Origin of the sequence: Shewanella cyperi, from assembly GCF_017354985.1 — a bacterium.
Classification (GTDB): domain Bacteria; phylum Pseudomonadota; class Gammaproteobacteria; order Enterobacterales; family Shewanellaceae; genus Shewanella; species Shewanella cyperi.
The window spans coordinates 2,257,186-2,270,717 of sequence record NZ_CP071501.1; the positions used below are offsets into that span (position 1 = coordinate 2,257,186).

General features: G+C 53.9%; 6 protein-coding genes. All 6 read right to left on the minus strand.

The annotated features are described in order from the left end of the window. Positions 1-164 precede the first annotated feature (164 nt). Complete coding sequence (gene pyrD / locus JYB84_RS09805; RefSeq protein ID WP_207319919.1) at positions 165-1,184, minus strand: quinone-dependent dihydroorotate dehydrogenase; 1,020 nt, start codon at positions 1,182-1,184, stop codon at positions 165-167. Between the two features lie 150 nt (positions 1,185-1,334). Beyond that, complete coding sequence (locus JYB84_RS09810) at positions 1,335-6,179, minus strand: NAD-glutamate dehydrogenase (RefSeq protein ID WP_207319920.1); 4,845 nt, start codon at positions 6,177-6,179, stop codon at positions 1,335-1,337. Between the two features lie 278 nt (positions 6,180-6,457). Continuing rightward, a complete protein-coding gene (locus JYB84_RS09815; RefSeq protein WP_207319921.1) occupies positions 6,458-8,764 on the minus strand; it encodes an efflux RND transporter permease subunit in 2,307 nt (768 codons plus the stop codon). Between the two features lie 53 nt (positions 8,765-8,817). Beyond that, positions 8,818-9,822 (minus strand): YCF48-related protein, encoded by a 1,005-nt coding sequence (locus tag JYB84_RS09820; RefSeq protein WP_207319922.1) that lies wholly within the window; start codon positions 9,820-9,822, stop codon positions 8,818-8,820. Positions 9,823-9,875: 53 nt separating this feature from the next. Beyond that, entirely contained in the window at positions 9,876-11,240 is a 1,365-nt protein-coding gene (locus JYB84_RS09825) for a DUF1329 domain-containing protein (RefSeq protein WP_207319923.1), read from the minus strand. Between the two features lie 11 nt (positions 11,241-11,251). After that, positions 11,252-13,306 (minus strand): DUF1302 domain-containing protein, encoded by a 2,055-nt coding sequence (locus JYB84_RS09830; protein ID WP_207319924.1) that lies wholly within the window; start codon positions 13,304-13,306, stop codon positions 11,252-11,254. Between the last annotated feature and the right edge of the window lie 226 nt (positions 13,307-13,532).

Genomic DNA, 13,532 nt, shown 5'->3' on the forward strand with positions numbered 1-13,532 from the left:
TTACTCAATATCAAAATCTTTTTAATAGAAATTAATCCAGTTAACAAGACGTTATGCAGATCTAAAAGATCATATTTCGATCTCAACCAGATCGTTTCAGATCTGGAAAATAAAAAGGATCACCTCAGCGATCCTTTTGTCTGTTTATTGATCTGTTTTTATATTTATTTGCCGGAATAAGCAGCAATAATATCTTTAATTAATTCCGGCCCCTGATAAATAAAACCGGAATAGATCTGTACCAAGGTGGCACCCGCATCAAATTTGGCCAGTGCATCCGTGGCCGAGCAGATCCCGCCTACACCTATGATCGGAATTTCGCCCTTGAGTTCAGCGGCAAGCTTGCGGATCACCTGGGTGGACAACTCGGTCAGCGGCTTACCGGACAGGCCACCGCTCTCATTGGCGTGTTCCAGGCCAGACACACCATCACGGCTCAGGGTGGTGTTGGTGGCGATGGCGGCATCAAAGCGGTTTTTAAGCAGCGAACGGCCGATGTCGGCTATCTCATCATCACTTAAGTCCGGCGCTATCTTCAGTGCCAGCGGCACGTACTTACCATGTTTGTCGGCCAGCTCCTGCTGTTTTGCCTTGAGCGAGGCCAACAGATCGTCCAGCAGCTCACCGTACTGCAGGGCACGCAGGCCCGGGGTATTGGGGGAAGAGATATTGACCGTAATATAGGAGGCGTAGGGATAGACCTTGTCCATACAGATCAAATAGTCATTCTTGCCCTCTTCCACCGGCGTATCTTTATTCTTGCCAATGTTCACCCCAACCAGAATATCGCTTTTTCTGGCCTTGAGATTGGCCACCAGGTTATCGACACCCTTGTTGTTGAAACCCATGCGGTTGATGATGCCCTTGGCTGCCTTAAGGCGGAACAGGCGTGGCTTGTCATTGCCCGGCTGGGGTCTTGGGGTCACAGTGCCCACTTCCACATGACCAAAACCCATGGCATGAAACGCATCTATGGATTCTCCGTCCTTGTCCAGACCGGCGGCAAGGCCCACGGGATTGGGAAACGTCAGTCCCATGCAGGAGACGGGTTTGTTCGGCAATTGCTGGCTGTAGATACAGCTCAAGGGCGTATTGGCGCTGCGCTTGAGGCCGTCAATGGCCAGATGGTGGGCTCGCTCAGCGTCCATTTGGAACATGATCTTCTGTGCGATTTTATAAAACATTGGGTCTCCTGGACTCTTTTCTGTTATGGGCTTTTCACAGTTCCTGGCGCACCAGGCGGGTACGGCGCCAAGTTTACACCAGGCTTGGGCCGACGTCTTGGTCAAAAAAAGCCCCGGCAATTGCCGGGGCTGGTATTTTTGACCTGGATCTTACTGGTGACCTTCGCAGTGCAGGATCATCAGGTTCAGTTCACGCAGGGCAACAGAGAACTTCGCAAACTCATGGCTTTGCGATGTCTTGAAGTCGGCCAGCATGTGGAACCAACGCTCCAGCAGTGAGCGATTGGTGTCGATCCACTGGGTGATGATGGTATCGGCATCACAGGTTTCGCTGCAGGTACGCAGTACCACTGAGCTGAGTGCACGTTGCTGCCAATCCAGCTCTTCGCGGAAGGCGGCACGGGCCAGCGCTTGCCAATGGTTGCCCACAGGCTGGGCGCTGATCTGCTCCAGGAACCAGTGCAGTTCAACCTTGGCACCCAGCTTGAAGTAAGCCTCGGCCACCAGAGCCACAGGCTTGCTTTCATTTTGGGCAATCTGGGCTATGTCCAGGGCCGAGAACAGGGTGCTCATGTAAGCCACCAGGCGAGCCACAGACTCAGGAACCTGTTCCTTGATCAGTGCATCGGTTTCGGCCTGAATACCAACCACTTCCTCTTCCACCATGTAGTTGTGAACGTCGGCACGCAGCTCGTCGAACACTGGCTTGAAGAAGGCCACGGTTTGTTGGATGTTCATGGTGCGGTTGCGATGACGCAGGAACCAGCGGCAGGCACGGCGCATGTTGCGACGCAGCTGATGCAGCATTTCCAGTTGCACCACGGCTGGCACTATACCGTTGAGATCGGTGATCGCCTTGGTCAAGTCAGCCAGACCAAAGACCTCGCGGGCCATGGTATAGCAGATGGCCGCTTCGGCCACGCTGGCGCCGGTCTCATCCTGCATGCGTTGCACAAAGTTCAGACCCATGTCGTTCACCAGCTCGTTGGCCAGTGAAGTGGCAATGATCTCGCCGCGCAGCGGGTGGCTGGTCATCTTGTCGGCAAACTGCTCCTGCAACTTCTTGGGGAAGTAGGAGATCAGCATCTTCGACAGGAATTCATCCTCGGTGATCTCAGCGGTAACCAGTTGCTCTTTCAGCACCATCTTGGCGTAGGCCACCAGCACAGACAGCTCGGGACGGGTCAGCGGACGGCCATTGGCCAGGCGCTCGGCCAGTTCGTCGTCGTTTGGCAGGAATTCCAGCGCGCGGTCCAGCTTGCCTTCCTTCTCCAGATAATGGATGAAGCGGATCTGTTCCTTGAGCTGCTCGGCACCACGCACCTGGGTCACGGAGATGGTACGGGTTTGATCCTTACAGTCCTGCAGCACTATGTCACTGACTTCGCCGGTCATCTCTTCCAGCAGACGGTTACGCTGCTTGAGGGTCATCTCGCCTTCGGCCACCATGGCGTTCAGCAGGATCTTGATGTTCACTTCGTTGTCGGAACAGTCCACACCACCCACGTTGTCAACGAAGTCGGTGTTCATACGGCCGCCGTTCATGGCGTATTCGATACGGCCCAACTGGGTACAACCCAGGTTACCGCCCTCGCCTATGATCTTGGCACGCACGTCACGGCCGTTGACACGCAGGCCATCGTTGGCGCGATCGCCCACTTCGGCGTTGGTTTCGCGGGAAGACTTAACGTAGGTACCGATACCACCGTTCCAGATCAGGTCCACTTCCATCTTCAGCAGCTCTTTGAGCAGCTCGGTTGGGTTCATGGAAGCCTTGTCCGTGCCCAGCATTTGCTTCATCTCTGGGCTCAGGGTGATGGACTTGGCGCTGCGCAGGAAGATACCGCCGCCCTTGGAGATCAGCTCGCGGTTGTAGTCGTCCCAGCTGGAGCGTGGCAGGTTGAACAGACGCTCACGTTCCTTGAAGGTGGCAGCCGCATCCGGATTCGGGTCGATAAAGATGTGCATGTGGTTGAACGCCGCCACCAGACAGGTGTGCTCGGACAACAACATGCCGTTACCGAATACGTCACCGGCCATGTCACCTATACCCAGACAGGTGAAGTCTGTGGTTTGGCAATCGATACCGATTTCGCGGAAGTGACGCTTAACGGATTCCCAACCACCTTTGGCTGTGATACCCATCTTCTTGTGATCGTAACCGTTTGAACCACCTGACGCGAAGGCGTCACCCAGCCAATGGTTGTATTCGATGGAGATGGCGTTGGCGATATCCGAGAAGGTCGCAGTGCCCTTGTCGGCAGCCACCACCAGGTATGGATCGTCTTCGTCATGACGGACCACATCGGCAGGTGGCACTATGGCACCATTGATGATGTTGTCTGTGATATCCAGCAGACCACGGATAAAGATGCGGTAGCATTCCTGACCTTCGGTGAACACGGCTTCACGGCTGGCATCGACCGGCATTTGTTTGCAGACGAAACCACCTTTGGCGCCCACGGGCACGATAACCGTGTTCTTCACGTTTTGGGCTTTCACCAGACCCAGTACCTCGGTACGGAAGTCTTCGCGTCTGTCTGACCAGCGCAGACCACCACGGGCCACCTTACCACCGCGCAGATGCACACCCTCAACCCTTGGGCTGTAGACGAAGATTTCAAACTTCGGCAGCGGCTTTGGCATCTCGGGGATCAGGCTGGGGATGTACTTGAAGGAGATATAATCCTTCGACTCACCGTCGGCCTTGGTCTGGTAGAAGTTGGTACGCACTGTGGCCTTGATCAGATCCAGGTAACGACGAATGATGCGGTCGTCATCCAAGCTCGCCACTTCTTCCAGGCGCAGGTTCAGCTGCTCCAGGAACTTGTCCAGGGTGCGGGTCTTCAGCTTGGGATTGAACTTACGGATGAACATCTTCACCAGCAAGTCGGCAATCTGTGGATAGCGGGCAAAAGTCTGCTCAATGTAAGCCTGGCTGAAGGTGGCGTCGATTTGACGCATGTACTTGGCATAGGCACGCAGGATGGACACTTCACGACCGCTCAGGCCGGTGGCCAGCACGATACGGTTGAAACCGTCATCTTCCAGTTGCTTGTTCCACACCTGGGCCAGAGCACTTTGGAACCTGTCCTGACTGTCGGCCAGGTTTTCGGTGCTGCCACCTGTGACCATCATCAGGAAGTCGAGGATCCAGAAAGTGGCACCATCGGGGGTCTTGACCTCGTAGGGACGCTCGTTGATAACGCGCAGGCCGAAGTTTTCCAGCATGGGCAATACATCGGACAGATGGATAGGCTCGTCCTTGTGGAACAGCTTCAGGCGCACCTTGTTGCTGTTCAGCGCGGCTTCCTGTGGCTGGTAGAACAACATGCCGAGCTTGTGTTCTTCGTTGAGTGATTCCAGCTGCTGAATATCCACCACGGCGGCACTTGGCAGCACGTCTTCTTTGTAAGAACGGGGGAATGCGGTCAGGTAGCGCTTGGACAGGTGATTGCCTGCCTCCTCACCCTGGCTGTGGTTAAGCGCGCTGTAAAGTTTGTCTTCCCAGCTGCGGGCGGCTTCAATCAGGTTATTTTCAATGGCGGCCACATCTACTTCCATATTGTTATTATCGACTTTGACTATGTAGTGGGTTCTGGCCAGGCTGGATTCAGAGAAATAAGTGGTGAATTCCACTTCGTCCTGGCTGTTGAAATGCTTGGCCAGAATGCGTTGGGTATCCTGACGCAGCTTGGTGTTGTATCTGTCTTTGGAAACGTAGACCAGACATGACAGGAAACGGCCGAAACCGTCTTTGCGCACGAACAGCTTGAGCTTGTCCCTGTCCTGCATTTCCAGCACGCCGTGGGCCACATGGGCCAATTCTTCAACACTGCCCTGGATTAGCTCATCACGTGGCAGGTTTTCAAGAATGTTCACCAGCGCCTTGTAGTCGTGTGAACGGGGTACCAGACCTGAGTTGTCCAGCACGCGCTGTACCTTCTCGGCCAGCAGCGGGATTTCCCTTGGGCTGCGGTTGTACACGTTGGAGGCGTACAGGCCGATGAATCTGTCTTCACCCACCACGTTGCCTTGCTTATCAAAACGCTTGATGCCGATGTAATCGACATAGGCAGGTCTGTGTACCCGGCTCTTGCTGCTGCTCTTGGTCAGGATCAACAGAGATTCGTCCAGGGCTTCCTTACGGGCACTGTCCGACAGGGTAGAGAGTTTGAGCGCCTTGTCGCTGTGGACCTTGCCTGGCTTATTCATCAGGCCAAGACCCGTTTCCAGGTTGGGCACCAATTCCATGTCACCTTCGATGCGCTTGAGGTCATATTGGCGATAACCCAGCAGGGTGAAATGGTGGTTATTCAGGTAAGTCAGGAAGGCAATGGCTTCTTCCATATCCTGCTTGCTGCCGGGGAAAGGACGGTTTGGCAGTTCCTTAATGGTCTCGGCCAACTTGTCTGACATGGCTTGCCAGTCATTGACAGAGGCAGCCACATCCCCCAAAACCGACTGCATTTCTTTCAGCAGCAGCTTGAGATCGGCCTCACTGCTTTGACGGTCGATTTCAATCAAAAATACCGCGACCTTATCGCTGTCGGCGGGACTGTTGTTCACATGACTCACTGCGGTCACGTCACTACCGCTGCGGCTGATGGCCAGTGGCGTGTGCAGCATCATATGGGCGGTCACACCCATGCGGTTCAGGGCCATACTCAGGGAATCAACCAAGAAAGGCATGTCTGGCTGAATAACTTCGATGATGGTATGGGCGGATTGCCAGCCATGTTTGGACTGGCTCGGGTTGAATACCCGGATATGGGTGTCGCCGATCAGGGTCTTGTTGAGGGCGTTCCACAGACTCAGAACGGCACCGTAGAGATCACTGTCGTTACGGGCCTGCAAGTCATCTTTCGACATGTGGGTGTAAAGGCAGGTGGCGAACTGTTCAACTTGCTTTGCTTGTGAATTAGGGACTTTGGAGTGAATCAAACTGACTACGTTTTCAAGTAGTACTGAAGGCATTGCATCTTTCAAGGCCATGTTGCTGTTTCCTTAAGCGTCTATGGCAGCGCTTTTTCATTTTATGGATGCTTCGACGTATGACCCAGGGCGAAAATAGGCATGTGACCAAGGTCATGGCGCGCAGTTTATTACTAAACTTTGCTATTTTCGAGGAAAATTTTAGTGGTAGATCCTGTGCAAAGCCAGCCGCGACGGGCATTTGTTAGCTATTCGTGAACAAACACGCAATCGGGCAGAGTAACTATTCATGGCGGATTTAAAAACAATCGGGGAGCCATGCTCCCCGATCCCGTTAATTACCTGCGTTTGGGCCAAAACACCGACGTCAGCGCCGGCAAAATAATTATCGCCCCCAGCATATTTACCAGGAACATAAAGGTCAGCAATATGCCCATATCCATCTGAAATTTCAGTGCCGAGAAGAACCAGGTGCTGACACCTATGGCCAGGGTCAAACCGGTGAAGATCACCGCACTGCCCCGCTCTTCCAGCGCTTCCAGATAAGCCTGTTGTACCGCCATGCCCTGGCGCAGCTTTTGAGCCATGGTGGAGAGGATATAGATACCGTAATCCACACCTATACCCACCCCGAGGGCAATCACAGGCAAGGTACTGACCGCCAAGCCAATATTGAGCTTGGTCATCAGGGCCTGGGCCAGGGTCGACACCACGTACAGCGGCAGGATCACAGCTATTGTGGCTCTGAGCGAACGGAAGCTGACCAAACACAGCAGGAACACGGCACCGTAGACATAGAGCATCATGGGCAATTGAGCCTCGGAAACCGCTTCGTTGGTTGCCGCCATTACGCCCACGGGGCCTGATGCCAGCTTGAACTGGATTTTGTCATTGTCCAATACCGCTGCAATCTTTTTAACCTTGTCCACCACCACTTCAATGGTTTCCGCCTTGTGATCTTTGAGGAACAGGTACACAGGCATCACAGAGCAGTCGCCGTTGAGCAATCCGGAGCTGGTTGGGATCTGGCCAATGGCCTGAACCAGGCTGGCGGTATTGCGCGGCAACACCTGCCATTTCGGATTACCTTCGTTAAAGCCGGCGTTAACCTTACGGGCAATGGACGCCAGGCTGGCTGTTGACTCCACACCCGGGGTATTGGCCATTTGCCATTCAAAATCACCGATGCGGGTCAAAACCTCGTTATAGGTACAGGCTTCCGGGAAACCCTCCACTATCACAGTCATCACGTCCGTGGTGATGGAGAAGTGATCCGTAATAAAGAAGGTGTCCTGGTTATAGCGCGAGTCCTGATGCAGCGCCGGTGCCCCGCCCTGCAAATCACCAATCTTCATGTTATTGGCATACTGCAGGCCAAAGCCGTAGAGGGCCGCACTCAGAGCCAGGATCACCAGCGCAAATTTGGGGTTGGCGAAACGGGCCAGGAATTGCCAGATTTTTTCGGCGCTGCCCTTACCCAGAGCTTCACCCTTGACCTTGAGATCAAAGAAGGAAATCACCACCGGCAACAGGATAAGGTTGGTCAGAATAATCACGGCCACCCCGAGTGACGCGGAAATAGCCAGCTCGCGGATGATGCCAATGTCGATTGCCAGCAGGGTCATAAAGCCAACTGTGTCGGACAACAGGGCGATACCACCGGGTACCAGCAGGCTGCGAAATGCCGACGCCGCTGCGGCCTTACTGTTCTGGCCGTCGATAACCCGGCGCCGCACGGCGTTAATCATCTGCACCCCGTGGCTGACACCTATGGCAAATACCAAAAACGGCACCAAAATCGACATGGGATCCAGACCAAAACCAATCACGGTTAACAGTCCCAACTGCCACACCACGGCAATCAAACTGCACACCAGAGGCAACAGGGTCAACATGATGGAGCGGGAGAAGAGATACACCATGACCGCCGTCACCAGGATGGCGATAAGGAAGAACAGCACGACTCCTTTGGCCCCTTCGGCCACATCGCCGGCCATCTTGGCAAAGCCTATGATGTGAACCTTGATCTGATCCGTTTCAAACTTGCCCCTGAGTTCGGTTTCCAACTGCTTGGCAAAGGCAATGGTATCCAGCGGCGCGCCGGTTTGCGGGTCAAAGTCCATCAACTGGGCCGAGACCATGGCGGCACTGTAATCCTCCGCGATGAGCCGCCCGACTATGCCGGCCTTCTCTATGTTGTCCCGGACAACCGCCAAGCCCTGAGCGTCATTGACATAGTCGGCCGGGATCACGGGGCCGCCGGCGAAGCCATCTTCCACCACTTCGGTAAAACGGGTCGAGGGCGAAAACAGCGATTTTACGTTGGCACGTTCGACACCGGGGATAAAGAACAACTGATCATGAATGTTCTTCAGCGCGTCAAAAAACACCGGGTTGAAGATATTGCCGCTGGTGTCTTCCACCGCCACCATGATGCTGTTGGCACCACCAAAATCCTTCTGGTGCTTGAGATAGGTTTGCATGTAACTGTGGGCCAGCGGGATATTCTTCACGAATGCCGCATCCATCTTCAGTTGTCCGGCCCGGATCCCAAGGAAGAGCGTCGCCAACACAAACAGGGCTATCACATAGCCCCGGCGGCGGAACAAAAAGGATTCAAATCCGTTGACCATTTTTTCTAACATCTATTCGGCCCTGTTTTTCTTTATGTTTTTCTTTATGTTTATAAGTATCGGGATTATTTCTTGGCAATATCATCAAGGGAAAACACCCCCTTGGTACCCACCATCCACACTGTACCTGCATCATCCTTGTCGATGGCAACTATGTTCTCGCCCTGGCGTCTTGCCAGCAAGGCTATGTCGCCATGGGGATCCTGTCGCAGTATCACGCCGGCGTTGCCAACCAAGTACAGGCTGCCATCGTCATTGGCTAGCCCGCCATTGATGGACGATTCCACCGGCAATTGCAGTTCTTGCCAGTCATTAAGGGACAGGGAAGCGCTGAATACGTGACCGCGCAGACCAAGTACATAAACCTTGTCGCCACCGACCAGAGCCGAGAACATGGAACCATCATAGTCGAATTCAGTGCGATTGAAGGTCACGCCGTTATCGCTGGAGACGGCTACCAGGCCCAGTTCGCCCACCAACAACAGACGATTGTCCGGCAAGGGAATAATGCGATTGAAATGGGGCAACAGCGAACCGCGCTCAATCAGGTAGGCCTCGGGATCGCTGTCCTTGAGTTCATTGAGGTAACTGACATCCTCTTCAAACAACAATTCCTGATGAAATTCTTCCTGCCAGCTGGCACCGCCGTCATGGGTGCGGAAAAACAGACCATAGGCACCTATAGCCACACCCTCTTGTTCAGTGCTGAAAAAAACATCAAAGAAGGGCTTTTCACGCTTGGGATCCTGATACTGTACCTGCCAGCTCAATCCACCATCGCTGCTATGCAATATGGTGGCATCATGGCCCACTGCCCAGCCCAGTTTATCGTTAAAAAAGAAAACCTTGGTTAATTGCGCATTCGTCGGTGTTGCCACCTGTTGCCAATCCTGTTGTTTGATAAGCACATGCCCCCTTTCGCCCACGGCAATGAGATGCTTTCCCGCATGGCCGATATCCAACAACAAAGAAGCACGAGACAGGGGTTGCAGTTGTGACAGGGGCTCGGCATGGGCCGCGGCAGTGATTAATCCGAGAGAGAGACAAGTGAAGAGAATGCGAAACGACATACATTACCTACTGAAGAAACAGGGGGCGCACTGCGCCCCCCATGTTGGCTGGATTAGCGGATGCCTTCACGGCGCAATGCGTCCGGGGTGAAGTCAGCATCTGACAACTTGGCATCAAAGTTATACATACTGCCTTCATTATCCAGGCCAATGGCCAGGTAGCGACGGGACTGCAGATCGTGGAACACTTCCAGGGTACTCCAGTGGGTCGGCACCTCGTAGTAGTTCAGACCATGGGCAAATGCGACCCGGTACAACTCATCGCGGTTGTCGTACATGTCGGTTGCAGATACCTGCCAGGAGTCCTCATCGAGGAAGAATACGCGACTCTTGTAGATATGGCGCATACCGTCCTTAAGGGTGGCCTTGACTTCCCATACCCTGTGCTTTTCCCAGCGCACCAACTCGGGATTGATGTGACCTGGAGTCAGCACCTGATCGTACTTAACCTTGTCCGAGTGCAACTTATAGTCGTTGTACGGGATCAGGATTTCCTTCTTGCCCACCAGTTCCCAGTTATAACGGCTGGGTGAACCGTTGAACATATCGTAATCGTCTGTGGTACGCAGACCGTCAGACACTGTGCCTGGTGTATCGAAGGCCACGTTGGGGGCCTTGCGCACCCGACGTTGACCTGTGTTATAGGTCCAGGCCTGACGTGGCAGCGCTTCCTGATCCAGGGTTTCCTTTACCAGCAGCGCGGTACCTGCCAGACGGGCCGGTTGGGTCACCACCTGCTTGAACAGCGCCAGGGTATTGCTCGCCTTCAGCTTGTCCGCCGTCATATCGGGACGGGAGTACTCAAAACGCAATTGTTCAGACAGTTCCACCAGGGTGTAACCACCGTCTTTCGCCGGAGCGGCCTGGTTACGCTGGGTTTCCACATCCACGCCACGGAAGCGGAGAATATGGTTCCAGATGGCCTCCAGACCGTTCTGTGGAATGGGGAACGGAATACCTATGGCGGCATTGAGCACTCCGTTACCGTCGGCAGCCAGTTCTGCGTGGGTGGCGTTGACCTTGGTAGCGTCATAAACGAACTGGGGGACAGAGGCCGAACGGCGGGTCTGATACACGTTCATCTTGAAGGTATCGGGATACAGCTCAAACAGCTTTATCTCACCGGGTGTCAGCAGATCCTTGTACTGGGCCATATTAGCCTTGGTGACAGTGTACATCACCTTGTCACCGGCAAAGGGATCGGGATGATGATCGCCCTTTTTATAACCGGCAGGCGCAGCAGTGATACCACCATCCCAAGCCGGGATGGAACCATCGGCATTGGCGCCCTTCTCGGCCCCCAGGGGTGTCAGGGTACTGCTGAGCTTGGCGGCATCGCTATCCGAGACCTTGGCCATAGCAACGGGACCACCCAGGGCCAAAATTACCGCTGCAGACAATATCGCAAGTTTCTTCATTGTTATTGTCCTTATATCGAATACTTGAGGTTGAACGAGACGTAGTCACGATCAGCCATGGCATTGGTGGTACCCACCCCGCCAAAGAAGCTGTTATAGGAGATATCGGCTCCCCAACGGCTTTGGTAATCGAAGTTGATACCAAAGGCTACCGACTTACGTCCCTCGGTGAAGAGGAACATGGGATCGGGCGTAATACCATCGACGTCATGGGACCAAATCAGCCTTGGGGACACGTTGATGCCGGCAAACAGGTTGTTGTAATCGGCCTTGGCCACAATGCGATAACCCCAGGAGAAATCGGTGGGGAACGGATTGGTTTCCGGACCGTTATGCAGCGCTTGGATGATGCCCGGCATATCGGGATTACCGCCGGAGCGGGCAGTGCCTGGGCCATTTAGGCGCAGCTCGTCGAAACCTGGCATATCGTGGATCCACACACCACCCACCTCGGCCAGCATGGTGAGGTTGTCTGTACCCAGGGTTGGGCCAAACAGGTGGGTAAAGGTCATCTGAGCCTGGGTGGTATCGCGGCGGATAAAGCCTTCGGCATACTCACCAAGCCCCACATCATTGACATAAGAACTGTACTGGGACAAACCGTCAAGATCCGGACGCCAGCCGGCATTGGCCAGCTGTTGCGGCATGGCGGCAAACAGCAGTTCCACGTCGTCAATTTGCAGCGGCTCATCCTGACGATGGGCGATTTCACCGGCCACCGAGGTATCACCAATCAGAGTATTGAAGCTGAAACCATAGAGCTTGATGTCTTCGGGATACACTATCTGTGCCTTGGAGAAACTCTTCAGACCCAGGAGCGTTTCCCTGTCTATGTTGCCGGCATTCACACCCAAGGTGTGCATATCCAGCATCAGAGCGCCAGCACTGAAATCGGCCGTGGTACCGCTTATAAGCGGACGGCGGCTGTGGTAGTTCATAAAGTACAGACCGAACTCGGTTTCACCCAGCTCTGGGGCGTAATAGCCCAGTTTGAAGCCGTATTGGCCGTCATCACTGGCCTTGGCCTCGTCTTCCACCAGGGTTACCTTGGTGGGATACGCCAGGGCAAGGCCAATCAGGGTTTCGGTGGGAATGCTTTGACCTGAGGCCAACATGCCACTCAGCTTGTTGTATTCTGCCAGCAGGAATTCCAGATTGATGTCAGGGTTGGCGTTGAAGCCAAGCTGAGCATTCTGATTGTAACCGCCGTAGCCTGCGAAATCGTTGGTGGCGAAAATAGAGCCCGGGGTCGGGATCCAGATTGGCTGCCAATCATATTGATAGAAGGCCTCAAGGCTCAGGTTTTCGGTCAGGCCCAAAGAGGCCCACACCATACCCTGGGGACGGAAAGCTTCTTTCAGCTCAGCCCCCGGGGCATTAAGAATATTGAGATCGACAGGGTTAATGACCCCGATACCATGGGCTATCAAGGTACTTTCGCCCCATGACACCACCTGATCACCAACGCGGATGGACAGCGGGTTATTGCCATCATTCAGGTCGAAGTTGGCATAGACAAAGGCGTCGAGCAGACGCACATCTTTACACTGAACTTCACGGGCTTTTTTATCGGCACAGGGGTCATATTCCTTGCCGGTCAGCGGATCGCTGAAGCCGAAATCACCATCATTGAGCTTGCGATCGTAAAACCACATACCACGGGCAAATACGCCGTAGTTTTCGTACTTCAGCGACAGCTCGTGCAATCCCTTAACGATTTCCGAGGTGGTATCACCCTTGGAATACAACAGATTGCTCAAGTCGTTGTTGCTGGAATAAGAGCCGGGCTGGGCCCAGATCTCGGCGGAAGTGTACTTGGTGTTACCGAAGGCGGTGTAATTGGACCAGTCAAAGCGCGGGTGATTGACCTTGCCTATCTGGCCATCCCAATCACGCTCTTCAACCCGCCAACTGGCACCGGCAGTAAAGGTTGAGTCAAATGTCCCCTTGACCGCTCCCCAATCAAACGACACGGCGCTGGCACTTGACGCCATCCCCAAACTGAGTGCCGACGCCACCCCCAAAGCAAGCGCCGACTTGTTAAAACCGTTCTTAACAACTTTCATGTTAGATTCTCTCCGTAACCTGCTGGATTCTTTGTTATAGGAATTGCAACCAACATATGGTTAGCCTACAGGTAACACCATTGTTACAGCAATTGCTGCGGTTGAGCAAGGCGCTGATTGAGAAAATTTTCTAAAGAATTGGGCACTTAGTCGAAATTCAATCACCCGTTTCAGATGCCTGATTTAAATCTTTCGACCCTGGGTGGGAAGGGGGAAAATGACTGGT